Origin of the sequence: Mesorhizobium sp. ES1-6 (assembly GCF_020164775.1) — a bacterium.
Classification (GTDB): domain Bacteria; phylum Pseudomonadota; class Alphaproteobacteria; order Rhizobiales; family Rhizobiaceae; genus Mesorhizobium.
The window spans coordinates 80,263-105,178 of record NZ_JAIUGU010000007.1 but is presented as its reverse complement, the minus strand read 5'-3'; the positions used below and the strand labels follow the sequence as shown (position 1 = coordinate 105,178).

22 protein-coding genes are annotated in these 24,916 nt (G+C 64.2%); 10 read left to right on the top strand and 12 right to left on the bottom strand.

Annotated elements, in window-relative coordinates:
- Window positions 1-191: 191 nt before the first annotated feature.
- The gene (locus tag LB564_RS18765) at window positions 192-1,217 is read left to right on the top strand and encodes a LacI family DNA-binding transcriptional regulator (protein ID WP_224539957.1); all 1,026 of its coding nucleotides are present in this window, start codon (window positions 192-194) and stop codon (window positions 1,215-1,217) included.
- Between the two features lie 24 nt (window positions 1,218-1,241).
- On the opposite strand, the gene LB564_RS18760 is transcribed toward LB564_RS18765, so the two are convergent.
- The 3 genes from LB564_RS18760 to LB564_RS18750 all read right to left on the bottom strand — a co-directional run bounded on the left by LB564_RS18760 (window position 1,242) and on the right by LB564_RS18750 (window position 5,675).
- Window positions 1,242-1,556 carry a hypothetical protein gene (locus tag LB564_RS18760; protein WP_224539956.1) on the bottom strand — a complete coding sequence of 105 codons (315 nt, stop codon included), beginning with the start codon at window positions 1,554-1,556 and terminating at the stop codon, window positions 1,242-1,244.
- 124 nt (window positions 1,557-1,680) lie between these two features.
- Complete coding sequence (locus LB564_RS18755) at window positions 1,681-3,234, bottom strand: trimethylamine methyltransferase family protein (RefSeq protein ID WP_224539954.1); 1,554 nt, start codon at window positions 3,232-3,234, stop codon at window positions 1,681-1,683.
- Between the two features lie 29 nt (window positions 3,235-3,263).
- Window positions 3,264-5,675, bottom strand: coding sequence for an FAD-dependent oxidoreductase (locus LB564_RS18750; RefSeq protein WP_224539953.1), 2,412 nt, complete (start codon window positions 5,673-5,675; stop codon window positions 3,264-3,266).
- A 284-nt stretch (window positions 5,676-5,959) separates the two neighbouring features.
- On the opposite strand from LB564_RS18750, the gene LB564_RS18745 reads away from it, so the two are divergent.
- Window positions 5,960-7,429, top strand: coding sequence for an esterase-like activity of phytase family protein (locus LB564_RS18745; RefSeq protein ID WP_224539951.1), 1,470 nt, complete (start codon window positions 5,960-5,962; stop codon window positions 7,427-7,429).
- Window positions 7,430-7,482: 53 nt separating this feature from the next.
- Here the strand turns inward: LB564_RS18745 and LB564_RS18740 are convergent, their stop codons facing one another.
- On the bottom strand, window positions 7,483-8,286 hold the full coding sequence (locus tag LB564_RS18740) for a L,D-transpeptidase (RefSeq protein ID WP_224539948.1): 804 nt from the start codon (window positions 8,284-8,286) through the stop codon (window positions 7,483-7,485).
- Window positions 8,287-8,464: 178 nt separating this feature from the next.
- On the opposite strand from LB564_RS18740, the gene LB564_RS18735 reads away from it, so the two are divergent.
- Window positions 8,465-9,937 carry an MATE family efflux transporter gene (locus LB564_RS18735; protein WP_411910198.1) on the top strand — a complete coding sequence of 491 codons (1,473 nt, stop codon included), beginning with the start codon at window positions 8,465-8,467 and terminating at the stop codon, window positions 9,935-9,937.
- Window positions 9,938-9,970: 33 nt separating this feature from the next.
- Here LB564_RS18735 and LB564_RS18730 read toward each other — a convergent pair whose 3' ends face one another.
- Both LB564_RS18730 and LB564_RS18725 read right to left on the bottom strand, forming a co-directional pair.
- A complete protein-coding gene (locus LB564_RS18730) occupies window positions 9,971-11,176 on the bottom strand; it encodes an MFS transporter (RefSeq protein WP_224539945.1) in 1,206 nt (401 codons plus the stop codon).
- Window positions 11,177-11,368: 192 nt separating this feature from the next.
- On the bottom strand, window positions 11,369-11,776 hold the full coding sequence (locus LB564_RS18725; protein WP_224539943.1) for an SH3 domain-containing protein: 408 nt from the start codon (window positions 11,774-11,776) through the stop codon (window positions 11,369-11,371).
- Between the two features lie 241 nt (window positions 11,777-12,017).
- On the opposite strand from LB564_RS18725, the gene LB564_RS18720 reads away from it, so the two are divergent.
- Window positions 12,018-12,593, top strand: coding sequence for a TMEM175 family protein (locus LB564_RS18720; RefSeq protein WP_224539941.1), 576 nt, complete (start codon window positions 12,018-12,020; stop codon window positions 12,591-12,593).
- 57 nt (window positions 12,594-12,650) lie between these two features.
- Here the strand turns inward: LB564_RS18720 and LB564_RS18715 are convergent, their stop codons facing one another.
- The gene (locus tag LB564_RS18715) at window positions 12,651-12,932 is read right to left on the bottom strand and encodes a hypothetical protein (protein ID WP_224539939.1); all 282 of its coding nucleotides are present in this window, start codon (window positions 12,930-12,932) and stop codon (window positions 12,651-12,653) included.
- A 133-nt stretch (window positions 12,933-13,065) separates the two neighbouring features.
- Here LB564_RS18715 and LB564_RS18710 point away from each other — a divergent pair, with 133 nt between their 5' ends.
- A complete protein-coding gene (locus LB564_RS18710; RefSeq protein ID WP_224539937.1) occupies window positions 13,066-13,932 on the top strand; it encodes an SDR family NAD(P)-dependent oxidoreductase in 867 nt (288 codons plus the stop codon).
- 3 nt (window positions 13,933-13,935) lie between these two features.
- Here the strand turns inward: LB564_RS18710 and LB564_RS18705 are convergent, their stop codons facing one another.
- Entirely contained in the window at window positions 13,936-14,361 is a 426-nt protein-coding gene (locus tag LB564_RS18705) for a low affinity iron permease family protein (RefSeq protein WP_224539935.1), read from the bottom strand.
- 349 nt (window positions 14,362-14,710) lie between these two features.
- Here LB564_RS18705 and LB564_RS18700 point away from each other — a divergent pair, with 349 nt between their 5' ends.
- A complete protein-coding gene (locus LB564_RS18700) occupies window positions 14,711-15,901 on the top strand; it encodes a hypothetical protein (RefSeq protein WP_224539933.1) in 1,191 nt (396 codons plus the stop codon).
- Between the two features lie 162 nt (window positions 15,902-16,063).
- Here LB564_RS18700 and LB564_RS18695 read toward each other — a convergent pair whose 3' ends face one another.
- The 3 genes from LB564_RS18695 to LB564_RS18685 all read right to left on the bottom strand — a co-directional run bounded on the left by LB564_RS18695 (window position 16,064) and on the right by LB564_RS18685 (window position 17,825).
- Window positions 16,064-16,360, bottom strand: coding sequence for a hypothetical protein (locus tag LB564_RS18695; RefSeq protein ID WP_140701896.1), 297 nt, complete (start codon window positions 16,358-16,360; stop codon window positions 16,064-16,066).
- A 248-nt stretch (window positions 16,361-16,608) separates the two neighbouring features.
- A complete protein-coding gene (locus LB564_RS18690) occupies window positions 16,609-17,250 on the bottom strand; it encodes a DapH/DapD/GlmU-related protein (protein WP_224539931.1) in 642 nt (213 codons plus the stop codon).
- A gap of 80 nt (window positions 17,251-17,330) precedes the next feature.
- Window positions 17,331-17,825 (bottom strand): CreA family protein, encoded by a 495-nt coding sequence (locus tag LB564_RS18685; RefSeq protein WP_224540201.1) that lies wholly within the window; start codon window positions 17,823-17,825, stop codon window positions 17,331-17,333.
- Between the two features lie 242 nt (window positions 17,826-18,067).
- On the opposite strand from LB564_RS18685, the gene LB564_RS18680 reads away from it, so the two are divergent.
- On the top strand, window positions 18,068-18,646 hold the full coding sequence (locus LB564_RS18680) for an SCO family protein (protein WP_140701898.1): 579 nt from the start codon (window positions 18,068-18,070) through the stop codon (window positions 18,644-18,646).
- A 65-nt stretch (window positions 18,647-18,711) separates the two neighbouring features.
- A complete protein-coding gene (locus LB564_RS18675) occupies window positions 18,712-19,584 on the top strand; it encodes a 50S ribosomal protein L11 methyltransferase (protein ID WP_224539929.1) in 873 nt (290 codons plus the stop codon).
- 38 nt (window positions 19,585-19,622) lie between these two features.
- Here the strand turns inward: LB564_RS18675 and LB564_RS18670 are convergent, their stop codons facing one another.
- Window positions 19,623-22,556, bottom strand: a complete 2,934-nt coding sequence (locus LB564_RS18670; protein WP_224539927.1) for an autotransporter domain-containing protein — start codon at window positions 22,554-22,556, stop codon at window positions 19,623-19,625.
- Between LB564_RS18670 and LB564_RS18665 the strand changes: the two genes are divergently transcribed.
- Entirely contained in the window at window positions 22,531-22,917 is a 387-nt protein-coding gene (locus tag LB564_RS18665; RefSeq protein ID WP_224539925.1) for a hypothetical protein, read from the top strand. The genes LB564_RS18670 and LB564_RS18665 overlap by 26 nt on opposite strands.
- A gap of 77 nt (window positions 22,918-22,994) precedes the next feature.
- Window positions 22,995-24,839 (top strand): aminopeptidase P family protein, encoded by a 1,845-nt coding sequence (locus LB564_RS18660; RefSeq protein ID WP_224539923.1) that lies wholly within the window; start codon window positions 22,995-22,997, stop codon window positions 24,837-24,839.
- Window positions 24,840-24,916: the final 77 nt, after the last annotated feature.

Below are 24,916 nucleotides of genomic sequence, written 5' to 3'. Positions count from 1 at the left end.
GCGATCCTCCCGTTCGGCCCCTCCAGGCCGAATGTCACGGCATTCACGACACCGTCGTAAACGTTTTTCCGTAAACGTTTACGACAACACACCCGATAGCGTAGAATGTCAATCGGCCGCTGTCGAAAATCGCCGTTGCGCCTTGGCCGGGGCGGCAGCCGGTGCTAGCCAAGAAGGGGGAGAACAGTCACTTGGCGTCCAGCATCCACGACCTTGCGCGACACCTGAACATTTCGATCGGCACCGTGTCGCGGGCGCTGAACGGACGCGCCGACGTCAATGCCGACACCCGCCAGCGCGTGCTCGATGCCGCCAGGCAGCTGAACTACGCGCCCAACCAGTCCGGACGCAGTCTCAGGCAAGGAGCCACCCATTCGATCGCCTTCATGCTGCAGCCGCATCAGGGCGACCAGCAATATGGCGAACCGTTTTTCATCCCGTTCCTGATCGGGCTGCAGGCGAAGCTGGCCGAGCATGGCCTCGATCTGATGGTCGTCATGGGTGAGCCCGGCAAATATCAGCAGGAGCGGTTGCGCCGCGTGGTCGAGACGCGCTTGGTCGATGCGGTCGTTTTGGCTAATACGCGGCGGGAAGACGATCGAATCGACTATCTCGGCAAAGTCGGCTTTCCCTTCGCCACGCTTGGCCGAAGCCAGTCGGGCGACGACACCTATCCTTCGCTCGATATCGATTTCGAGAGGGCGGGCGAAGAAGCCGTCGACCGCCTCGTGGCGCGCGGACACCGTCGCATTGCCGCCATCCGCCCTTCGCTTGATCTCAACTTCGGCTATCTGTTCCTGGACGGCTATGGCAGGGGCTTGCGGCGGCATGGCATCGAGGTCGATCACGAGCTGATCGCCGACGGTTTCATCAACGAGGCCGGCGGCTACGAGGTGACGCCGCGCGTGATGTTGGCAAAAGACCCGCCGACGGCAATCATCTTCAACAATGATGCCATGGCGCTCGGCGGCTGCAAGGCGCTGGCCGAGATGGGCATGCGGCCCGGTCAAGACATTGCCGTGAACGTCATCGTCGACACGCCGCTCTGCCGCTATTTTTCGCCGGCGCTGACCGCCTTTCGCCCGGCGCTGGAGCCGATGGGCCGGCGGCTGGCCGAAATGCTGCTGGCATCGCTCCCCGCCTTCGCCGGCCCGGAAGGCCCGCGCGTCATTCGCGAAGTCTGGCCGCTGGAGCTGGTCGCACGCGATAGCGATTGATGGGACCAGCGCTGGCGAACCCGCTCAATCCACCTTCTTCTCGCCCCGCTCGCCGGCTTTGACGATATCCCCGGTGGTGAACAGGATTTCCTTCAGCTCCGCGCGCCAGTCCGTCTTCTGGCGCAGCAGGAATTCGAGGTCCATGCCGAAATGCTTGAACTCCTCGCTCTGTGCGTTCTTCATGATCGCCTTGGCCTGCGGGTCCTTTTCAACCGACATGCGCTGTTCGTACCAGCCGATCGCTTCCGCCTCCTCGATCAGCGAGGCGATCATGCGGGCAAAGGTCCGCACCTTCTGCGACAGTTCTTCCGGCGGTTCGTGATACTGGTCGAAACCCATGTCGTCCTCCCTCAACGGCTCGCGGATGGAGCCAAAGGCACTGGCCCGAATCCATGAATGCGTGGAACGCGCCGCGGGTTCCGGTATCCAGCCACAATTCGGGACGGTGAATCTGCAAGCAATCTCAGGACACCGGCGCGGCGCCGCCCTCCTCGGTGCGCCGGGCGATGAAGTCGTCGAGCACACCCGCGGTCGCGGCAGCCGCTGCAGGCGGCTCGAAATCGGCCACGATGCGCTTCCAGATGCCGGTGGCGCGTTCGGTCGCGGTCTTCGAGCCGCTTTGCGTCCAGTTGCCGAAATTCGACCAGTCGGCCACCAGCGGTTCGTAGAAGGCGGTGCGGTAGCGCGCCATGGTGTGGCCGGCCGAGAAGAAATGGCCGCCCGGCTGCACCTCGGCGATCGCCTCGAAGCCGATCGCGTCGTCGTCGCCAGGCGTCGCGGCGCAGAGTTCGGCGACCGTCTGCAGCGCCTCGATGTCGGTGACAAGCTTCTCCAGCGAAACGCTCAAGCCGCCTTCCAGCCAGCCTGCGGCATGGATGCAGACGGTGGCGCCAGACAGCACCGAGCCCCATAGCGCGAACTGCGTCTCGTGCGCCGCCTGCGCGTCCGATATGTTGGCCGCGCTGCCGCCGCCGGAGCGCCAGGGCAGTCCGGTGAAGCGCGCCAGCTGGCCCGCGCCCAGTGTGGCTTTGACGTGCTCCGGCGTACCGAAGGCGGGCGCACCGGATTTCATGTCGACATTGGAGGAGAAGGAGCCGTAGACCACCGGCGCGCCGGGCCGCACGATCTGCGCCAGCGTCAGCCCGGCCAGCGCTTCGGCATGCTGCAAGGTCAAGGCCCCGGCCACCGTGATCGGTGCCATCGCACCGGCCAGGCAGAAGGGCGTGATGATCAGGACCTGGCCCGCCCTTGCGAAATCGATGATGCCTTGCGCCATGGGAATGTCGAGCTGGCGCGGCGAATTGGTGTTGATGACGGTGTAGCAATGCGCGCCGGAGCGGAACTCATCCTCGGACAGGCCGCGGGCCAGCCTGATCATTTCGAAACTGTCATCGACCTGCGGCGTGCCACGCGCGAACACGAACGGGAATTTGTCTGAAAGGGTCAGTTGCGCCCGGTTGACGGCATAGTGGCGGAAACGATTGTCGATATCCTGCGGTTCGATGCACGGCCCCAGCATGTGCAAGACATCGAAATGCTGCACCAGCTTGATGAGCTCCTCGAAGGCGGCCAGCGTTCCGGGACGCCGGCCACGGTCGAGATCGGTGACATTGGGCGCGCCGGAGCCCGCCAGGAACGTCATCGAGCCCAGTTCGAGCGACAGGTCGCGAGCCCGCGCGCCTGCATTGGCATGGATCGATCGCGGCGCCGAGGCGAGCGCGGCCGCCACCATGTCACGGCCGATGCGCACCATGTCGGTCTCGGAATCGACCAGCGCGCCGGCGCGGGCGAGCACTTCGCGCGCCTGCGGCAGCAGCACCTTGATGCCCAATTCTTCCAGCACGCGCAGCGCCGTGTCGTGGATCGACGCCACCTGGTCGTTGGAAAAGATCGGCTGCGGCAGGAACGGGTTCTTCAGCGAGCGATAATCGGGCTTGCGGCTGGATTCGCTGCCGGCCTCGCCCGTGCGTCCACGCCGGCGTTCGCGCCTCATATCCCGTGCCGCGTCATCGACCATCAGAAACTCCTCTTCATTGCCTCATTGCCTCATTGCCGCATCGCCTTGCCCTGGGGATCGTAGGGCGAGACCCCGATGACCCGCGCCGGCCGCTCGACGCCGACAATGTGTACCGAAAGCGCGGTCCCTTCCCCGGCGAAATCGTCGTCCACCAACGCCAGCGCGACGCTCTTGCCGATCGTGTAGCCGAATCCGCCAGAGGTGACGAAGCCGACGCGGCGGCCGCCATGCCAGACCGGCTCGAAGCCGCTGGCGTCGGCATCGACGGCATCGATCTCCAGCGTCACGATCCGCCGCGCGGCGCCGGCGTGGCGCGCCTTCAGCGCCGCGTCGCGGCCGATAAAGTCGCTCTTGTCGAAGGCGATGAAGCGGTCGAGCCCGGTCTGGCCTGGCGTGTAGCCCTGCGTGAATTCGCGCGACCAGATGCCGAAGCTTTTCTCCAGCCTGAGTGCATTCAGCGCGTAGTAACCGATCTCGGCCAGCCCAAGGTCCTCGCCGGCGGCAAGCAGCGTCTCGCGCAGCGTGGCATGCATGCCCACCGGGCAACTGATCTCGAAGCCCAGTTCGCCGGCGATGGAGAGGCGGGCAACCCGCGCCCGCACCATGCCGATGTCGAACGCGCCGCAGGCCATGAACGGCAGCGCCTTGCCCGACACGTCCTGATGCGTCGTGCACTCAAGAATCTTGCGCGCATTGGGCCCGGTCAGCAGGAAGCCGCTCATCGCGTCCGAAATGTCGGTGACCGTGACACCCTCTCGCGCATGGCTCTCGAACCAGCGCATGTGGAATTCCCTGAGATAGTAGGAGCCCATCAGCCAATAGTCGCCGCCGCCCCAGTTGATGACGGTCAGGTCGCCCTTCAACCGCCCGTCCGGTCCGAGCATTGGCGCCAGCCGCGCCTGGCCGGCCTTCGGCAGCCTGCAGGCGAGCAACCGGTCGAGCCACGCCTCGGCGCCCGGTCCTGAAATCGCGTAGCGCGAATAGGCCGAGATATCGACGAGACCGGCGGCGCGCCGTACCCGCAGCGCTTCGTCGCCGACGATATCGAAGGCGTTGGAGCGCTTGAGCGTTGTGTTCTCGCGAAAACCCATCGGCGCGAAATAGGCCGGGATTTCCAGCCCCCAGGAGGCCGTCCATTCGCAGCCGGCCGCGCTCATGCCGTCATAGGCGCCGGGGCGTTTCAAGGGCCGGCCCGCCGGCAATCGCTCATTGGGAAAGGTCATGACGAAGCGGCGCGCGTAGAACTGCCGGGTCGTCTGTTTGAGATACTCCCGGTTGGCGGCGAAGGCGCCGTAGCGGGCGATGTCCATGCCGAAGATGTCGGCCCGCGGCTCGCCATAAATCATCCATTCGGCCAGCGACTTGCCGACGCCGCCGCCCTGGCTGAAGCCGGCCATGACGCCGCAGGCGACCCAGTAGTTCTTCAGGCCGCGCACCGGCCCGACGATCGGATTGCCGTCGGGGGTGAAGGTGAAGGCGCCGTTGACCCATTTGCGGATGCCGGCCGTCGCCAGGCAGGGAAAGCGCTCATGCGCCTTGGCGAGTTCCGGGCTGATGCGGTCGATGTCCTCCGGGATCAGCTCGATGCCATAGTCCCATGGCGCGCCGTCCATGTTCCAGTGCCTCGGGTTCTGCTCGTAGACGCCGAGCAGCACGCCGTTGCGTTCCTGGCGCAGGTAGGAAAAGCCGTCGAGGTCGACCGCAAGTCCGAGTTCCCGGTCGAGCGCGGCGACCTCGGGAATGTCCTCGGTGACGAAATAATGGTGCTCCATCGGCGTCACCGGCAAGTCGACGCCGGCCATCAGGCCGAGCTGCTTCGCCCATAAGCCGCCGGCATTGACAACATGTTCGGCGACGATGGTGCCCTGCTCGGTGACGACATCCCAGTGGCCGTCAGCGCGTGGCTTCAGCGCGACCACGCGGTTGCGCAGGATGACTTCGGCGCCACGCTTTTTCGCCGCTCCGGCATAGGCGTGCGTCGTTCCGTAGGGGTCGAGATGGCCCTCGTTGGAATCATACAGGCCGCCGAGCACACCGCTGACGTCGATGATCGGGCAGATCGCCTTGATCTCTTCCGGGGTCACCAGGCGGGCCGTTTCGATGCCCACCGACTGAAACACCGCCCAGGCCGACTTCAACCATTCCCAGCGCTGCGGATCGCTGGCCATGTTGACGCCGCCGGTCATGTGCAGGCCGATGTCCTGGCCGGATTCGGCCTCGATCTCGCGATAAAGCTTGATGGTGTAATCCTGCAGCGCCGCGACGTTGGGATCGGCGTTGAGCGCGTGAAAACCGGCCGCCGCGTGCCAGGTCGAGCCGGCCGTCAGTTCGGCGCGCTCGATCAGCGCCACGTCGCTCCAGCCGAACCGTGTCAGATGGTAGAGCACCGAGGCGCCGACCACGCCACCTCCAATGACGACTGCGCGGTAATGCGACTTCAAGGCTTCCCTCCTGGTCTGTCAGAGGGGACACCATATATGGACTGTACATTAGTGTCTAGTGCGCTGAATACGAGCGATGGCCCGATCAATAATCTCACGCCGTCCAGTATTTTTATCGCCACACGGAGACCCCGGCGGGCCGACATCGCGCACTGTCACGCAAGCATCATGTTGACGCCTTAGATCGCTTTCGGGGAGGCATGCGCGGCATCGTCGATGCGGCACCTCTTTTCATTTTTGTCCTTCGGCCGCTCCGGCGTGCTTCGTCACAAAGAGGATTGTCCATGAAACATTTGAACCGGAGCGTCGCACTCGGCGCAGCGCTGGCCTTGTTCACCGCCCTAACCCCCGCGCTTGCCGATGGCGTGGCCTATATCAACAAGGGCCTCGTCGGCGTCGGCCGCATCCCGGCCGCACAGCGCGACAAGTTCGGCGAGACGTTTGGCTCGGGCTCCGGCATGGCGATCGACACATCCGGCTGGACGCACGATGCCGGCACCTACAAGGGGTCGCTCTGGCTGCTGCCCGACCGTGGCTACAATGTCGCCGGCACCACCGATTACCGGCCGCGCCTCAACACGATCGGCATCGAGTTCACGCCTGTCGCGCCGGGCGCTGCTCCCGCCGCCGGCCAGGAGCAGACCGGCGTCAAGGCGACGCTTGCCGACACCATGCTTCTCACCGACGACAAGGGCGCCGACGCCACCGGCCTCGATCCGTTGGCGGATGTACGCCCGGCCGCGGGCGACATGCCGATGCTGCCCGTCGCCACCAACGGCAAGCTCGCTCTCGACAACGAAGCGATCGTGCGGCTGCCCGACGGTTCGATGTTCATCTCCGACGAATACGGCCCCAACATCTACCGGTTCTCCGCGCAAGGCCGCCTGATGTCGGCGACCCAGCCGCCGGCGGCCCTCGTGCCGATGCGCAAGGGAGCGCCGAACTTCTCTTCCGACAACCCCGGCCCGGGCGCCGCCGACCCTGACCCGAAGGATCCCGAGACCGGGCGCCAGAACAACCAGGGCCTCGAAGGCATGGCCATGACGCCGGACGGCAAGTTCCTGATCGCGGTGCTGCAGTCGGCTCCGAGGCAGGACGGCGGCGATTCCCCTTCGACGCGCCAGAACACCAGGGCCCTGGTCTATGACGCCTCCGACCTCGCCCATCTGAAGCTAGCGCATGAATATGTCGTGCCGCTGCCGGTGTTCAAGGATGCCAAGGGCAAGACCAAGGTCGCCGCGCAGAGCGAGATCGTGGCGCTTTCGGACACGTCCTTCCTGATGCTGGCACGCGACAGCGGCAACGGCCAGGGCCTGAAGAAGGGCGACGCGTCGCTCTACCGGCAGATCAACATCGTCGACCTTTCCGGCGCGACCGACATCGCGGGCGGACCCTTCGACGCCGCCGACAAGCCGGTCGCGCCCAAGGGCGTGCTTGATCCGTCGGTGACCCCGGCCAAGCTGACGCCGTTCATCGACATCAACGACGCCGCCGCGCTTGGCCGCTTCGGCCTGCACAATGGCGGGGCGAAGGACCGCAACGAGCTCTCCGAAAAGTGGGAAGCGATGTCGCTCGCCAGCGTGCTCGACCCGAAGCTGCCCGACGACTATTTCCTGTTCGTCGGCAACGACAATGACTTCCTCGCCCAGGACGGCTTCCAGGTCGGCGCCCCCTACAAGGCCGATGACGGCGCCGATGTCGACACCATGTTCCTGGTCTATCAGGTCACGCTGGCGGGCCTCGGCAAGAAGTAACGATCCCAGCGGGGCGGACGCGCCTGGCGTCCGCCCGCAAGTCGTGAAAAGGCTTACTTCAGGAACTCCGCGTCCTTCGGCACGCCCGCATCGATCGGCTCGGCGGTTCTGCTCGACACGGCCATGATCTTGCCGGCAGCCGACAGGTTGGGCCGCACGAAGACCTGGGCCGGGCCATTGACGCGGCTGTAGAGGTCGATGATGTCCTGGTTCATGAAGCGGACGCAGCCGGACGACGCGTTCTTGCCGATGGAATCCCATTCCGGCGTGCCATGCAGCCGGTACATTGTGTCCTTGCCGTCGCGGAACAGATAGAGCGCGCGCGCGCCCAGCGGGCTCTGCGGGCCGGGCGGCATGCCGTCCTTGTATTTCGCCAGTTCCGGCCGGCGCTGGATCATTTCCGGCGGCGGCGTCCACACCGGCCATTTCTTCCTCGCCTGGACCACGGCGCTGCCGGTCCATCCGAAACCGGCCTTGCCGAGGCTGACGCCATAGCGGATGGCCTTGCCGCCGTCGCGCACCAGATAGAGGAAGTGCTCGGATACGTCGACGACGATCGTACCGGGCTTTTCTCCGGTCGGATCGGCCACGACCTGGCGCACGAACTTCGGATCGAGCTTGGCAACCGGAATGGCCGGCAGCTGATAACCCTCGTCCGTTCGCGCCGCATACATGATCGCTGTATCGCCGAAAGCGGCATCGCTTGGCGCGGCCGACGGTGGGGCCGGCGCCACGGTCGGCGGCGCCACATCGGTCGTGGTGCACGCCGAAAGCGTCAGGGAAGCCGCACCCAAAGCGGATGCGCCAAGAAACGCACGCCGACTCAGGCGCTCAGGAAAAAGCGGAATATCTGACATGAACCCCCCGGTAAGAAACGCGGCCCTACGCGCCTGGGATCAATATCCCATTCCACAAGCTTTGAGAACAGGATGGATCAAGGCATGGCCCTTCGACCGTCCTTCCCGCCCTGCATCGACCTGCCCGGTTGAATCTGCGATCATCGCGCACCGGACTCAAAGATAGGCTCTGTCGGCCATGGACGAAAAAATGCCCGCCCGTCGTCGCACCGGCGACCTGACCAGCGGTCCGATCCCGCGCACGCTGCTGTTGTTTGCCTTGCCGGTGCTGGGTTCCAATGTGCTGCAGTCGCTCAACGGCTCGGTCAATGCCGTCTGGGTGGGCCGCTTCCTCGGCGAATCGGCACTGACCGCGACGTCCAACGCCAATCTCGTTCTGTTCCTGATCCTCGGCACGGTGTTCGGCATCGGCATGGCGGCCACCATCCTGGTGGCGCAGTCGGTCGGCGCCCGCGACCTGCCCCAGGCGCGCCGCATTGTCGGCACCAGCGCCACGTTCTTTTTCCTCGTCTCGGTTGTGTTCGCGGTGTGCGGCTGGGTCTGGGTCGACGCCATCCTCGGCGCGCTCGGCACGCCGGCCGACGCCTTGCCGCTCGCACGCTCCTACCTGCGCATCATCTTCGTCGCCGTGCCGATGATGAACCTCCTGTCCTTCGTCATGACCGTGCTGCGCGGCGCGGGCGATTCACGCACGCCCTTCTTCTTCATGGCGCTAGCGGTCGTGCTCGACATCGTGCTCAACCCCCTGCTCATCCGCGGCATCGGTCCATTTCCCGAACTCGGCATCGCCGGTTCCGCCACCTCGACGCTGATCGGCCAGACCGTGAGCGTCATCGCCATCCTTGTCGTGCTCTACGCGCGCAAGCATCCGCTGCGGCTGGCCGGCGCCAATCTCGCTTTGCTACGCCCGGATCCGGCGCTGCTGCGCATCGTCGTCTTCAAGGGCGTGCCGATGGGCTTGCAGATGATCGTCATCTCGGCGGCGGCACTGACGGTGATGGGTATCGTCAACTCCTACGGGTCCCAGGTCGCCGCCGCCTACGGTATCGCCGCGCAGCTCTGGACCTACATCCAGATGCCGGCGCTTGCCATCGGCGCCGCGGTCTCCTCCATGGCGGCGCAGAATGTCGGCGCCGGCCGCTGGGACCGCATCGGCCGCATCGCGGTCTCCGGCGTTGGCTTCAACCTTGTCCTGACCGGCGCCCTCGTCGCGCTGCTATGGGCCTTCGACCGCTCGATCCTGAGCCTCTTCCTGAGCAGCGACAGCGCGGCGATCGACATTGCCGCTCACATCAACAGTGTCGCGTCCTGGTCGTTCATCCTGTTCGGCATCACCATCGTGCTGTTTGCCACCGTGCGCGCCACCGGCGCGGTGATGCCGCCGCTGATCATCCTGGTGATCTCGGTGCTCGTCGTGCGCACCGGCTTTGCCTATTTTATGCGCGGCGTGATCGGCGAGGAGGCGCTGTGGTGGAGTTTCCCCGCCGGCTCGATCACATCGCTGTTGCTGGCGGCGGCCTACTACCGCTTCGGCGGCTGGCGCACCATGCATATGATCGAGAACAGGCCGGCCGCCGGCGAACCGCCCGATACAGGGCTCGGTGTGCCGCGCCAGCGCGCCAACGTGACGCCTGAAACCCCGAACGGCTGAAGCAGGCCACCTTGCCGGATCGGCGCGGCTGTCTCAGCGCCTTTGTCTGAGCCCGAATCCTAGCGCCACCAGCGCGAACGCGATGATCATGGCCGCGAAGGCCAGGCTCGCGACGACCGGACTGGCATAGGTCGACACGACACCGAGCCCGATGACGGGCAAGGCATTACCCACAAAGCAGCAGATGAAGAAACTGGACACGACCTCGGCACGGCGATCCCGCGGCGCGATCTCGTTCACCACTTGCAGGCCGCCGCGATAGCCGAGAGCGGCCGCCACGCCGCAGCAGGCGGTCGCCGCGATCATCAGCGCCATCGACGCCAGCATCTGCGCCGCCACCACGAGCACGGCGCTCGGGATCATCAAGGCCAGCGCGGCCAGCATCGCCGTGCTGCTCCGCATCCGCGCCAGCGCCACAATGCTGAGCGCCGCGATCATCGCCAGCTCGAAGAACAGTGCCCCGGCCACGGCATGGTTCGTTTCGTGCAGCTGCTGCGCCAGGATGCTCGGCGCCACCGCCGCATAGAAGCCGACCAGCGCCATGGCGCCAAAGCCGGTCACCGCCGGCGCCACGAAGCGCGAGCGGATCCGCGCCGGCACGGAGAGGCGCGGCCGCATCGACACCTGGCCAAGGCCGCTGGGCTTGGTCACCGTTTCGCGCGTGCGCCAGACCAGGATCGTCACCACGCCAAGCGCCGCCAGATAGACGATGAAAACCAGGCGCAATGGCCACGGCTCGTATTGGGCCAACAGGCCCGAAACAAGCGCCCCGAAACCGAGGCCGAGGAAGTTGGTGCTGGTGGCGATGACGCTGGCGCGCGACTTGTCGGCATCAGGCAGAAGCTCGGCAATCCACGCGGTCCCCGTCCCTGCACCGACGCCGATCCCAAGGCCGCTCAGGATGCGCGCCACATCGAGCGCGACGACATTGCCTGCGAACAGGAAGACAAGCGCGCTGACAATGGCCACGATCATTGCCGCGAGTGCCGCCGGCCGGCGTCCCACGACATCCGACACGCCGCCGAACACCAGCAAGGCGCCGAGATTGCCGACGACATAGACCGCGTAGATCAGCGTCAAGGTGATCTGCGAAAAGCCGAATTGCTGCTTGTAGACGATATAGAGAGGCGTCAGCACCGTGCTGCCGGCAAACAGCACCGCGATCATCGCGGCGACAGTGGGGATCGCTAGGTCGCCGCCGGCATCGTCGTGAGTTTGCGCGAGATCGCGAAGGGCCATGGCCAAGCTCGTCACCGGTTTCAGGGATCGCGACGTTAACGCACCCTTCCCGCCGGCGTTCCGATCAACGGCCACGCTCCTGACACCACGGTGGGCCTTGACCCGCCAGGCTCACGGCCAAAAACGCGGATCGGGGCCAGCGGCCCCGGTCCATCAACGGCATCCCGTGTGCCGTACCGGATGCGATCGGTTCTATTTGCAGGGGAAACCGGGCGCGATCTTGCACTTGCCGGGTCGCGGCTTGTGCGGCGGGCGGTGATGCGGGGGACGGTGATGGGGCCGATGGTGCCAGTGCGGCGGCCGATGCGGCGGGCGCACGATGATAACAGGCGGATGCACGACTTGGGCGCGCGCGAGATAGCCCGAACTGGCCCAGCCGCTGACACCGCCACCATGTATCCTGCACCAGCCAGGCTGGCAGCCGGTGACATTGACCCTGAAGCCCGCCGGCAGCGTCCCGACCTTGGCATATCCCGCGCCGGGCCCGTTACGCACGTTGAGATTGGTCGTGGTGTGGGCGCTGTAGGCAAAGGCCGCGGCCGACGTACCGAAGACCGTCGCCAGGATGGTCGCTATCGCAAGCAGAAATCGAAATCTCATCAGTCCCTCCATTCGAGCGCCGGCCGTTCGACTGCTTCGGCCGGGACCGCGTCGCAAGGGGAGATGCAGCGGCAAGAAAAGTCAACAACTGGCCGAGGCCAATCACCATGATCACCGGTCCGGGCATGGAGATTTCCCCTGATATAGTTGAGGAATTTACCGTACGCCGTTTATCGGCACGCCAACATCCGCTAACGATTTACTATCTTTCGGCAATTCATCGCGCTCCGGGGCAGTGATCATGGGCAAAGGCAGGGTCGAGGCATTCACCGACGGCGTGGTGGCGATCATCATCACCATCATGGTGCTGGACCTGAAGGTGCCGGAAGGCGAGGATTTTTCGGCCTTGCTGCCGCAGTGGCCGATCTTCCTGTGCTACGTGCTCTCGTTCATCAATGTCGGCATCTACTGGAACAATCTGCACAATATGTTCCACACCGTGCAGCGGGTCGACGGCCGCGTGCTGTGGGCAAACCTGCATCTGCTGTTCTGGTTGTCCTTGATGCCGGTGACAACCGCCTTCATGGGCGAGAACCATTTCGCCACGGTTCCCGTCGCGGTCTACGGTTTCGACCTTGTAATGTGCGCGACCGCCTACAGCATCCTGGTCATCGCGCTGCATCGGCTGCATGGGCAGGACACCGCATTCGCCAAGGCCATCGGCGCCGACCGTAAGGGGAGGATCTCGCTCGCCATTTACATCGCGGCCGTCGGGCTGACCTTCCTCGACCGGTGGATCGGCGTTGCGCTCTATGTTGCCGTCGCCCTGGTCTGGCTGGTGCCGGACACGCGCTTCGCGCGGGTGATCGAAAAATAACTGTTTGCCCGGCGCAATTCCGGACGGAAAACCGCTTCACACTTTTCCTGGAATTGCTTAGCCGCGCATCGCCTTCAGCTTTTCCGCCACCGACGCGGCAAGGTCGCCATAGCGCTCTTCCAGCCGCTCCGCCGCCTTGATGATCGAGAAATCATGGCCGAACTTCTCCAGCGCCATGCGCAGTTTCTCGACGAACTCGGCCTGTTTTTCCAGCGCCGAGAACAAAGTCTTCACCTGGGCTTCGCTGATATCGGGATTGGCCAGCATCTGTGGCACCTCGCGCCCCATCTGGTCGCCGGTGGCGGTCTGCTCCTTCAGAATTGCAACCCAATCCGTCAATCGGAAGTCTCCTTTGTCGTGGCAGCATGCGCAGCCACGACCGGGCTGGTCAACCCGACAAGCCCGACAGAGGCTTGCGCAAGCCCGATCCGGCGCTAAGTTCGGCGCCATCGAGAAAAGGACCTTTCCGCTCATGATCACCGACGCCGAAATCCAGACCGCCCTGCCAGCGCTTGGCCAAGGCAATACCGCCGTCATCACCGGCGCCGCGAGCGGCATCGGCCTTGCGGCGGCCAAAAGGCTGGCGTTGATGGGCATGAAGATCGTGCTGGCCGACATTGGCGGGCCGCGCCTCGACGATGCCTCGCGCGCCGTCGCCGCGATTACCGGCGACGACGCCGTGCTTGCCGTTGCATCCGACGTTTCGAAGGCCGATGAGGTCGACCGTCTCGCCGACCGGGCATTCGGCGCCTTCGGCGAAGTCTCGCTGCTGATGAACAATGCCGGCGTCGGCGACAATCCTGGAAAGCCCTGGGAAAACCGCGACGGCTGGAAACGGCTGCTCGACGTCAATTTCTGCGGCGTCTTGCATGGCGTCGAAGCCTTCACGTCACGCATGCTGGCGTCGGCCAAGCCCGGCCTGATCATCAACACCGGCTCCAAGCAAGGCATCACCACGCCGCCCGGCAACCTCGCCTATAACGTTTCCAAGGCCGGCGTGAAGACCTTTACGGAAGGCCTTGCGCATGCGCTGCGCAACGAGCCCGGCGCCCGCCTGTCGGCGCATCTGCTCATTCCCGGCTTCACCTATACCGGCCTGACCGAAGGCGCGACGGAAAAGCCCGCCGGTGCCTGGACCGGCGAGCAGGTCGTCGATTTCATGCTGGTCTCGCTGGTCCGGGGCGACTTCTACATCCTGTGCCCCGACAATGAGGTGGCGCGGCCGCTGGACGAAAAGCGCATGGCCTGGGCGATCGGCGACATCATCGAAAACCGCCCTGCCCTGTCGCGCTGGCACCCCGACCACAAGGATGCGTTCGCGGCATTCCTGAAGGGCTGAGCCTCAAGCAGCGCTCTTTCCCGCGCTCCGTTTCTTGGCAACCGCCTTGTTGGCCGCCAGGGTGGCGATCTCCTTGTCGTGCCGTTTTGCCGCCCGCTCGCATTTGGAGCGGATTTCCTCGACCTCGGATTCGGTCAGGTGTTCGATGCCGATAAAGTGGTTGTGGCCCTCGCTGACCCGGATCAATTCGTCGAGCTTGGCCTGGATCGCCGCGCCGTCACGGTTCTGGGTGTTCTGGATGAGAAACACCATGAGAAAGGTAATGATGGTCGTGCCGGTGTTGATCACCAGTTGCCAGGTGTCCGAGAAACTGAAGAACGGCCCGCTGACCGCCCAGACGACGACGATCAGACAGCAGCCGGCAAAGGTCAGCGGCAGGCCGGTCATGTGAGCGACCCAGTTGGCAACCTTGGTGAAATGCTTTTCCATGTGTCGAGTGCCCTCAATGTTTGCCGCGATGAGAAACAAGCGGGGGCCGTTCGAGTTCCCACCGCAAGGAATGCAACCGGCACAATTGAATACACGCAGGACGTGCATCTGGTGAAAAACACACCTTATCGGTTCAATGTCATGGTAACCATGCAGGCAAGGAGCCTGTTCCTTCCGCTTCACAGCGGTTTACCTCCAGCCCCTTCCGCTGCGCCACCCCCGCATGGCGGAAGGGGTTTCATTCCGGAGAGCGCGGAGCATGGTTTCCCCAAAGCGCCGACCGGCACCAGAACAAACCATCGCTCCACTTTCGCGCACTCTGCTCCGCAGCGCCGGCTTCGGCCTGCTGATGACCTGCGCTGCCGTCACCGCCCGGGCTGAATCCACGACCACGCCGGCAGCCGAACCGACGGCCCCGCCGGCGGCGGAGGCGGCCGCGGCGTCAACCGATCCAGTCATCACCGGCAGTCTGGAACGCCACTGGACCAACAACGCGCTGGACAGCGATCGCAACGTCTCCGACTGGTATTCGCTGCTGCGCGGCGCGCTGCAACAGCAATGGGGCGACAGCGACGCTTACGCCAAGCTCAACGCCGACTTCCAGGTTTCGCATTACGACCACACCTCGATCGAGGATGACCGCTCCCTGGGCGTGTCGGCCGAGGCCTTCCGCCGCCTCACGCCGGGTCTCGAATTGAGGGGAACGCTGAGCTATCGCGTGTCCAGCACCGGTGACAATCTCGACATCGGCCCGCTGACGCTGGGAACGCGCGAGGCCAAGCAGGTCTTCGGTGCCCAGACACAGCTCGGCATCGATCTCGGCAATGCGACCTCGCTGATCCTCGAAGCCGCCGACAGTTTCGAAAAACTCGGCGCGACGCATTTCGAGGACGACCTGATCCTGCCGGCGAAACTGCACGCCGACCGCAACCTCTTCCAATTGGCGGCGAGGATCACCCGGACCGTCGGCAATTTCGCCTTCGGCGGGTCGGCATCGGCGCTCTTCGCCAGCGTCGAGCGGATCGGCTATCCGCCGCTGTTCCTGTCGTTCGACGCCTATACGCTGCGCGCCGAGGCCGCCTACAAGGGATCGGACGGCTCGACACTGGGCCTGGCGCTGGGCGCGGAGTTCCTGCGCGGCGCCGACAACATCTACCAGCGCTGGCGCCCGACCTGGCAGGTGACCTTCGGCAAGCCATTGCCGCGCGGCTTCGAGCTGCGCGGCACGTATTTCGGGCGCTACGAAACATCCAACACCGACGACCCGCTGGCCTCATGGCTGCAGCGCGCGGAACTGGAAATCGGCACCAAGCTGCGCGAGAATCTCGGCATTGCGTCCGGCATCTTCTACGAGCTCAAGGACAATCTGCTCTATGAGAACCAGGAGCGCCGAAAAGGCATCTATGCCGAGGCGACATATGACGCGAGCAAGTCGATGGCCATCGTCTTGCGCGTCGATATCAACAGGACCATCAAGACGGTCATCGACGACCGCGAACACAGCATCGATGCCTTCATTGCGTTGCGCGCCAAGATCTGACTTCGTCTTCGCGCATGTCCGGCCTGTTTGCGGGGAAGGCTAGTCCTGGAAGAACGGTTTTCCGTCCGGAGTTTGCCTCGGCCCAGGGATACAAACCAGCGAGGCAGGAGGGTGTGCGAGACCCTCCTGCCCCGACACGGAAATTGCCCGTGACCTTGCTGCCTAGTGACGGCCGCCCAGCTTGTAGCTGTTGCCGCCGAGCACGTTGACGCCGATCCCGCTGAGAACGCCGGAAAGGACGTTGGTCTTGTTGCCGTTCAGGATGCCCTGGACGACATTGCCGCTCAGGATGTTGTTGCCATTGAGAACGCCGTTCAACGCGTTCACCTGGCCGAGACCGATGGACGGCGACACGTTGATCAGGCTGCCCGAGCTACCTCCGCCCCAGCCGCCGGCATAGGCGCCGACAGTCGAGAACGAAACCATTGCAGCAGTGAGTACAAGTGCGAACTTCTTCATGACTTCTCTCCATTGTTGCTAACAGTGTTTCCTTCGACTTCTTACGACTTACCCCCGCATCGATTAGTGCATTTCGCAAAAAGTCGTGCAACCATGGATTGTTTAATTTGAGCGATACAATTCATTTTCCAATTTTTAACGCTAATATTTTACGTTAAGAAAATTGGTTACCCTCGAAGCATCTCCGCCCAACGCAATATTTCGTTTCCGGGAAATGGCGGCTGTGGAGAACGTATAGGGATGCCGGCTCAGGCGGCGTCGTTTTCCCAGCGATCGAGGAAGGTCTCGATCGGCATCGCCTGCATGTCGGGAACCGCCCTGGCGAGTTTCTCGACCGGCCAGTCCCACCAGGCGAGAGCCTCGATGCGTGCCGCTATTTCAGGAGCAAAGCGTGGCCTGAGCGGTTTCGCCGGCACGCCGGCGACGATCGTGTAGGACGGCACGTCCCGCGTCACCACGGCATTGGCACCGATGACCGCGCCATTGCCGATGGCAACGCCAGGCAAGATGACCGCGCCATGGCCGATCCAGACATCATGGCCGATGGTCACGGCCTTCGACCGCCGCCGCTCGCGGAACGCGGCATCGACGCCCAGCCAGCGAAAATATTCGTTCGGCCGATAGCTGACCTTGTGCTGGGTCAGCCGCTCGATCGGATGTTCCAGCGCATTGATGCGGCTGTTGGCGGCGATCGAGCAGAATTTGCCGATCGTCGTATAGATCGCCTCGGCATGGCGTTCGAAATAGGAGAAATCGCCGACAATGACCTCGCGCAGCACGACGCGTTCGCCGATCGCGGCATAACGGCCAAGCTTGCAGCCCTTCATCTCCGCGGTCGGATGAATGCGCGGCTCGGGGTCTTTCGGAACGAGATCTTCGGAACGGTCCATGTCGGCGGCTTTACGTCAGAGCAATTGCCGCCGCAAGGCGGAGCAATTGGCCGTAACGCCAAACGGCTCGAAAGAATCGCCTATTTCGGCTTGTCCTTGCTCCACACCACGTTCTGGCCATAGAGCGGCACCGTCGTGACCGACATCTTGGCCGAGCCGTCCTGCACCTGGCGCGAGTGCGAGAGATAGATCAACGTCTCGTTCTTCTTGTCGTAGATGCGGTTCACCACCTGCTTCTTCCAGATCAGGCTGATGCCCTGCTTGAAAACCTCCTCGCCGCCCTCGCTCGTGTCGATGTCGCCGATGGTGATCGGGCCGGTCTGGCGGCACGAGATCGAGGAATCGCTGGGATCCTCGAACCAGTTGCCCTTGTGCAGCCGGTCGATGACGCTGCGGTCGAAATAGGAAACGTGGCAGGTGACGCCTTCCACCTTCGGATCCTTGATCGCCTCGACGATGATGTCATTGCCGACCCAGTCGACGCCGACCTTGCCGACTTCCTCAGCAACGGCGCTGCCGGCGCCAAGCACGACGCATGCGGCCAAAGCGCCTCCGATCAGTTTTCGCCCGGTCAGTTTTCGCTCAGCCAGTTTTCGCCCAGTGAGTTCGAGCCCAATCAGTTCGAGCAAAGAAGCCTCCTCGGTTCGGGTTGCCGGTCTCAGGTGGGGCGGACTGTGTGGCTTTGCAAGCGCAAGCGTCAACACCACGGCCGGTTGCGGCAACGCGGCACTTTGCCTGCGCGGGGCCGAACCGCTAAGACTGTCGCACCGGCGCGGCATTGAGCCGGCGCGATGATTTCTGCGGACGGACTTTTCTGATGATGCGTTCTATCCTGGTCGGCATTCTCGTCCTGATGGCGGCCGGCGTCGGCTGGCTGACCTTCGACTGGTATCGCGGCCACTATGGCGGCGAACCGTTCGGCGCGCCCTTTACCTTGGTCGACCAGAAAGGCGCCCCGATCACCGAGGCTGCTTTCCGCGGACAGCCCAGCGTCGTCTTCTTCGGCTTCACCCATTGCCCCGAAGTCTGCCCGACCACCTTGTTCGAACTCTCCGGCTGGCTGAAGACGCTCGGCGATGACGGCAAGAACCTGCACGCCTATTTCGTCTCGGTCGACCCGGAGCGCGACACGCCGCAGGTGATGAACGCCTATGTCAGCAATTTCTCCGATCGCATCACCGGCATTACCGGCGACCCGGACAAGGTCCACGCCATGGCCAAGTCGTTCGGCATCTACTGGAAGAAGGTCGACACCGGCGACGGCGACTACACGATGGACCACACCGCCTCGGTGTTGCTGCTCAATCCCCAGGGCGACTTTGCCGGCACGATCGCCTACGGAGAGAGCGCCAGCACCGCCGTGGAGAAACTGAAGCGCCTTGCCGCGAAGGGCTAGAGCTTGATTCCGAAAAGTGGAGACCGGTTTCGGACAAGAACAAGCCTGGAGAAACACAAATTCACATGACCCAGACGCGGCTCCATTTCACCACCGGCAAGATCGAGGCTGAACGCATCTTCGCGGCGCTGGAGATGGCCTTCGAGGAAGAAGGCCTGCCGATCGCCGTGCTTGAGGTCGACGAGGACGCCGACATCCACGAGGTCTCGCTCTATACCGATGGCGACGTCGACGCCGTCGAGGCGCGGCTGAAGCACGTTCTCTCCGGCCTAGCTATATCGAGACCGGTCGAGCGCGAGGCACTGCCCGACATCGACTGGGTGGCGCGCTCGCTGGAAGGCCTCAAGCCGGTGCGTGCCGGCCGTTTCTTCGTCCATGGCGCGCATGACCGCAGGAAGCGCCATAGCGGGGAACTCGCCATCGAGATCGAGGCAGGCCTTGCCTTTGGCACCGGCCATCACGGCACCACATCAGGATGCCTCGAAATGCTGGAGAAAGTCGTGCGGCGCGAGCGCCCACGCAACGCGCTCGACCTCGGCACCGGCAGCGCGGTTCTGGCGATCGCGGTCGCCAAGCTGGCGCATATTCCGGTGCTGGCCACCGACATCGATCCGGTCGCGGTCAGGGTCGCCGCCGCCAATGCGCGGCTGAACCACGTCAAGGGCCTGATCGAGACGGTGACCGCGCCAGGCTTTCACCACCCGATCTTTGCCAGGCGCGCGCCCTTCGACCTCATCGTCGCCAACATATTGGCGCGGCCGCTGATGCGGCTGGCGCCGCAAATGGCGGGGCATATCGCGCTCGGCGGCTCGATCGTGCTGTCAGGCATCCTCGACCGCCAGCGCGACGCCGTCATCTCAGCCTATGTCGGCCAGAACTTCCGCCATATCAGCACCTTGCACCGCGAAGGCTGGGTGACGATCCACCTCAAGCACTGAGGCCGGCAAGGCGGTTGCCGGCCCTCTCAGGCTAACTCTTAAAACTTGATGCCCAGATTGGCCTTGAAGCCGTTGTCGAAGGCATCCGGTCCGAACTGCCCGGCATAGGACAGGCCAAGCGTGGCATTCCGCGCCAGTTGCACGTCGAAGCCGGCCTCGACCAGCATTGCGTCTCTCGCGATCGGCACGCCCGCGATGGTGAAATCGTCGCCCCCGGCGAAGGCGAAGGCCGACAGCGGCGTTACGTCGCCGAAGGCATGGCGCCACCCGAACATGCCGCGCGCGGTCGCCGCAACGCCGCCAATTGTAATGTCGGTGGAAGCCCGGACGCCAAGCGTGGTGAAGGTCGCGTCGGCCGTCGAACTGCTGCTCGTCAGCGCGGCATCCCCGCCCGTTTCAGTGAAGCCGTCCGTGTGCAGGTTCACATAGGCAAGATTGGCGAACGGCTCGAAGGCGAACGGCCCGGCATCCGTCTTGTAGGCCAGTTCGCCGAAGGCCTGCGCCGTGGCGGCATCGTAATCAGCCGACAGGCTGTCTGCGAAGCCGTCGAAAGCGACCGAGCGCGATGTCGAGATCCGGTGCCAGGTATAGGCGGCACCGGTGCGGAACGCGATCGCGCCCCAATTGGTCCCACCATAGAGGCCGAGGTGGTAATTGTCGCTGTCGCCCGAGGAATGCCGGTCATCGGCGTCGAAGCTGGTGCGGCTGTAGCCGCCGGCCAGGCCAATCCGCCAGTCGCCGGCCATGCCGTCGGCGCCTATCAGCAGCCCGCCCGCCGACCGATCGAAGGCAGCCGCGTTGCCGTCGCTGTCGGTGCCGCCCCAAGAGCCAAAGCCCTGCGTCCAGAAGGCGAAGCGATCCGTGTCGGCCGCCACCGGCTGAACGCCGTCCTCGTCATAGGCCATCACCGGCAGCGAAGCGGTCTTGCCGCTCTCGCCGAAGGCGGCGCGCAGGCGTGCCGTCACCGCATCCTGCAGGAAGTGGCTGTCCTGGAGGAGCATGCCCTTGGCCGATACATGAATTTCGCCGGAGAGCTGATCGAGGGCGGCTTGCGCGGCCTCGTCGCTCGGCAGACCGAGAATGGCGCTGACGAGGGCGCTGCTGGCGGCGCTGTCAAGCCCCTCGCCCGTAGCGATCTGGTTCGGCGTCAGGCCGGCCGAGCCGAAGGTTTTCGTCTGGGTTACGTCGACATAGGCATGGGTCGCATCGGACGTGGTGCTCAGGCTGACGAAGTTGGAGATCTGCGAATCGCTCAGCGTGAAGGTTCCGCTGACGCTGCTGGCCTGGAGCACGGTATAGCGGGTGCCGGCTACCAGGCCGCCAAGGCCGATATTGGTCACCGTCAAGCCGGCGCCACTGGTAATGGTGGCGGCGCCGGACGCGCCGATCAGATCCGAAAGACCAGCCGAATTGAGCTCAACCGCATAGGTCGAGCCCGACGCGAAGCTGGCGGTCCCGTTGACCGTCAGCGTCCCGATCGCGTTGTTGCCGGGCGCAACGGTGCCGGAGGCATTGAGTGCTCCAACCGTGCCGCTCCCGGCGAGCGTGGCGTCGCTGTCAACGGTGACGGGCGAACCGCCCAGCGAGCCTGAGACAAGAAGCGTGCCGGCCTTCACTTCAGTGGCGCCCGACATGGTGCTCGAACCCGACAGCTCGAAAGTCCCCGTTCCGTCCTTGATCAGTCCGCCGGTGCCGGTGAGGCCGCCCGAAAAGACGGTCGAGCCACCATTGCCTCCGGTCGTCAGCTTGCCCGTTCCCTCATCAACCGTTCCCGCGCCGGCCAGCGAGCCGATCACCTGGCTGAAATTGTTGAGTGAAAGCGTGGCGCCGGCGCCGACCGTATAGGCACTGTTGGCACTGAAGATATTGACGTCGCTCGCCTTGAGCGTTCCCTCGGCGACATCCGTGGCCGTGGAATAGGTGTTGCTGTCGGCAAAGCCGGTCACGGTCAACGTACCCGTGCCGAGCTTCGTGAACGTCCCGTTCGGAACGTCGCCATCGCCCATATTGGCGCCAGTGCTCAGACTGAAGCCTTGCGTATCGATGGCACCGCCGGCGGCCCCGAACAGAATGAGGCTGTTGGAAATGACGATGTTATCAGCACCAGCTTGCAACGTACCGCCATCCAGCGTGACCATCCCGGACCCTGTGGCACCCAGCGAATTGTTGGTCATGATCCGAAGCGTGCCACCGTTGACGGTGGCGCCACCCCCGAAACTGTTGCTGCTGCTCAAAACGAGCGTGCCGGCACCGGTCTTGATCAGCGTGGCGGGATCGTCGAATTGAGAAATCTGTCCGCCATAAGTGCCGGTTCCCGAACCGACATTCAGCATCATGCTCCCGTACATGGTGAGGTCATTGCCGATCGCGACGCCGTTCTGGATGTCGATGACGGTACCACCATTCGCATAGACCGGACCGGTGCCAAGCGCAGCATTGTTACCCAGGCTGAGCGTACCGCCATAGAGATTGGTGCCGCCTGTGTAGGTGTTGGCCCCATTCAACCTCAGCAAGCCATCGCCGCTCTTGGTCAAGCCACTGCCTGAAATCGCTCCATCGGCGGTAAAATGAGCACCGGCATCAACCGTGAAAACGGTGTCGGAGATCATGTTGAGACCGGCATCGGCCTCCAGATCGGCAATGAAATTGTTCGTTTGCACGTTGATGGCGGCTTGGCCGAATGCCTCCAAATTCAAAACACCGTTTGACAACCGGTAGCCGCCAGAGGTGCTGGTGGCATTCAAGTTCAATGTGCCTACCGTGTAGGGTCCACCTGACAGGTTAACAGTATAGCCGAGACCCTGGTCCGCCGCATCATGGTTGAAGGTCGCGACCGCATCGACGCCGTTGGGAACCGTTGCGGGCGTCCAGTTCGCAGCCGTACCCCAATTGCCGCTTTGGTGAACGAAATCCTCGGCCGAGGCGACACCAGGCACCAGCGGCGTCATGGCGACCGCAACAAGTCCGGCCATCAACAAAGCAGGAAGCGAGGTCGATGCCAGCAGCGAGCATGCAACCCGCGCCTTCGCCTCGCCGTTGTTTTTGGCATGCGCAGTAAAAACCGAATGTCTCATAAAATCCCCCGACCAGCCATCCCTTGACTGTATCGACCCTGAAGCCCGTCACCACGGTACGAAAACCGCCGCCGAGAGACAACCGATTGCAAGCCGTAAAGATTGCCGAAACCACGCAACGGTGACCTCGGAAGGAAATCCGCGGGGGTCCGTTGCGAATTTGCATCAATGGACATTTGCGCGCCACATGCCGAAGCGCGAAAATTCTGCGGCATGGCTGGACCAAGCGCGATCGGTTGTCAGCCAGGCGACGCTGTAGCAGTTTGCGCCGGCTGGAAATCGATTCCGATTTGCAGCCCCATAGGTTACGGTCGCGCGAATACCAGGAGGCCCATCATGTTCCAGACCTTCGATTCCGCGGGCGATCCGGCGGTCGGCAAGCCGCGCGTGGCGCTGCTGCGCCAGTGGCTGGCCGCGAACGGCCTCGACGGCTTCATCGTTCCGCGCGCCGACGAGCACCAGGGCGAATATGTCGCCGATCGTTCCGCACGGCTGAAATGGCTGACCGGCTTCAGCGGATCGGCCGGCGTCGCCATCGTGCTGCGCGACCGCGCCTTCATATTCGTCGACGGGCGCTACACGCTACAAGTGCGGGGCGAAGTCGATCTCGGCATCTTTTCGATCGAAAGCCTGGTCGACAACCCGCCCGCTGTCTGGCTCAAGGACAACATCGGCAAGGGTGCGCGGCTGGGCTTCGATCCCTGGCTGCACACGATCGGCGAGGTCAAGGCGCTGCAGGCCTCCGCCGACAAGACCGGCGCGGTGCTCGTGCCGCTCGACAGGAACCCGATCGACATCATCTGGAGGGATCAGCCAGCAGCACCCGTGGCCCCGGTCGAACTGCACCCGATCGGCTTTGCCGGCGAGCTCGCCAAGGACAAGCTGGCGCGGCTGGCGACGGCGATCGGCAAGGAGGGCGCCACCCATGCGGTGCTGACCGACCCCTCCTCCATCGCCTGGGCCTTCAACATCCGTGGCGGCGACGTGCCGCACACACCGCTGGCGCTCGGCTTCGCCATTCTTGCCGCCGACGGGTTGCACCAGCTGTTCATCGACAGCCGCAAATTTTCGCGCCAGGTCGCGGCCTATCTCACCCAGCTTGCCGATCCGCATGAGCCCGGCGAATTCGAAGCAGCGATCGTGGCACTGGCGAAAGGCGGCGCGAAAATCGCGCTCGATCCCGTGCTGGCAGCCGACCGGCTGCGCATGCTGGTCGAGGACAATGGCGGCACCGTGGTTGCCGCGCCCGACCCCGCCCGCATCCCGCGCGCCACCAAGAACCAGGCCGAGATCAATGGCTCGCGCGCCGCGCATCGCCGCGACGGCGCGGCGGTGGCCAAGCTGTTGTGCTGGCTGGAGCGCCAGAAACCCGGCTCGCTCGACGAAATCGCGGTCGTCACCAGGCTGGAGGAAACACGCCGGGAGACCGGCGAGGAAACCCAGATGCCGCTGCGCGACGTCTCCTTCGACACCATTTCCGGCGCTGGCCCGAACGGCGCCATCATGCATTACCGCGTCTCGCGCGCCACCAGCCGCAAACTGCGGGCTGGCGAACTGTTCCTTCTCGATTCCGGCGCGCAATACCAGGATGGCACGACGGACATTACCCGCACCGTGCCTATCGGCGAGCCGACCGAAGAGATGCGCGAACGCTTCACGCTCGTGCTGAAAGGCATGATCGGCATTTCCACGCTACGCTTCCCCGCCGGCACGCGCGGCTCCGAGATCGACGCCGTCGCCCGCATGGCGTTGTGGAAGCATGGCTGCGACTTCGCCCATGGCACCGGCCACGGCGTCGGCTCGTATCTGGCCGTGCATGAGGGGCCGCAGCGTATCGCCCGCACCGGCACCGAAAAACTGCTCGAAGGCATGATGCTGTCCAACGAGCCAGGCTATTACAAGGAAGGCGCCTACGGCATCCGCATCGAGAACCTGATCCTGGTGACGCCGGCCGAACAGATCGAGGGTGGCGACATTGCCATGCACGCCTTCGAGACGCTGACGCTGGCGCCGATCGACGTCAGGTTGGTACGATCAGACCTGCTGACGCGTGACGAACTGCACTGGCTCGACGCCTACCATGCCCGCGTGCTGGCCGAGATCGGCCCGATGCTCGACGGCGAAACGCTGGCCTGGCTGGAAAAGGCGACAGCACCGCTGCCGCATGACGCGAAGATTTGACACAAGCCTCTTTCTCCCCGTTACGGGGAGAAATGCCCGGCAGGGCAATGAGGGGCGGCGCAAACAGTTCGAAATGA

What these genes read in the sequence shown, in the direction of transcription:
- LB564_RS18760 (WP_224539956.1), bottom strand. Translation starts at nt 1,556, where the DNA reads ATGGGTTTCGACCAGTATCACGAACCGCCGGAAGAACTGTCGCAGAAG.
- LB564_RS18755 (WP_224539954.1), bottom strand. Translation starts at nt 3,234, where the DNA reads ATGGTCGATGACGCGGCACGGGATATGAGGCGCGAACGCCGGCGTGGA.
- LB564_RS18745 (WP_224539951.1), top strand. Translation starts at nt 5,960, where the DNA reads ATGAAACATTTGAACCGGAGCGTCGCACTCGGCGCAGCGCTGGCCTTG.
- LB564_RS18740 (WP_224539948.1), bottom strand. Translation starts at nt 8,286, where the DNA reads ATGTCAGATATTCCGCTTTTTCCTGAGCGCCTGAGTCGGCGTGCGTTT.
- LB564_RS18735 (WP_411910198.1), top strand. Translation starts at nt 8,465, where the DNA reads ATGGACGAAAAAATGCCCGCCCGTCGTCGCACCGGCGACCTGACCAGC.
- LB564_RS18730 (WP_224539945.1), bottom strand. Translation starts at nt 11,176, where the DNA reads ATGGCCCTTCGCGATCTCGCGCAAACTCACGACGATGCCGGCGGCGAC.
- LB564_RS18725 (WP_224539943.1), bottom strand. Translation starts at nt 11,776, where the DNA reads ATGAGATTTCGATTTCTGCTTGCGATAGCGACCATCCTGGCGACGGTC.
- LB564_RS18720 (WP_224539941.1), top strand. Translation starts at nt 12,018, where the DNA reads ATGGGCAAAGGCAGGGTCGAGGCATTCACCGACGGCGTGGTGGCGATC.
- LB564_RS18710 (WP_224539937.1), top strand. Translation starts at nt 13,066, where the DNA reads ATGATCACCGACGCCGAAATCCAGACCGCCCTGCCAGCGCTTGGCCAA.
- LB564_RS18705 (WP_224539935.1), bottom strand. Translation starts at nt 14,361, where the DNA reads ATGGAAAAGCATTTCACCAAGGTTGCCAACTGGGTCGCTCACATGACC.
- LB564_RS18700 (WP_224539933.1), top strand. Translation starts at nt 14,711, where the DNA reads ATGACCTGCGCTGCCGTCACCGCCCGGGCTGAATCCACGACCACGCCG.
- LB564_RS18695 (WP_140701896.1), bottom strand. Translation starts at nt 16,360, where the DNA reads ATGAAGAAGTTCGCACTTGTACTCACTGCTGCAATGGTTTCGTTCTCG.
- LB564_RS18690 (WP_224539931.1), bottom strand. Translation starts at nt 17,250, where the DNA reads ATGGACCGTTCCGAAGATCTCGTTCCGAAAGACCCCGAGCCGCGCATT.
- LB564_RS18680 (WP_140701898.1), top strand. Translation starts at nt 18,068, where the DNA reads ATGATGCGTTCTATCCTGGTCGGCATTCTCGTCCTGATGGCGGCCGGC.
- LB564_RS18675 (WP_224539929.1), top strand. Translation starts at nt 18,712, where the DNA reads ATGACCCAGACGCGGCTCCATTTCACCACCGGCAAGATCGAGGCTGAA.
- LB564_RS18665 (WP_224539925.1), top strand. Translation starts at nt 22,531, where the DNA reads ATGGCGACCGCAACAAGTCCGGCCATCAACAAAGCAGGAAGCGAGGTC.
- LB564_RS18670 (WP_224539927.1), bottom strand. Translation starts at nt 22,556, where the DNA reads ATGGCCGGACTTGTTGCGGTCGCCATGACGCCGCTGGTGCCTGGTGTC.
- LB564_RS18660 (WP_224539923.1), top strand. Translation starts at nt 22,995, where the DNA reads ATGTTCCAGACCTTCGATTCCGCGGGCGATCCGGCGGTCGGCAAGCCG.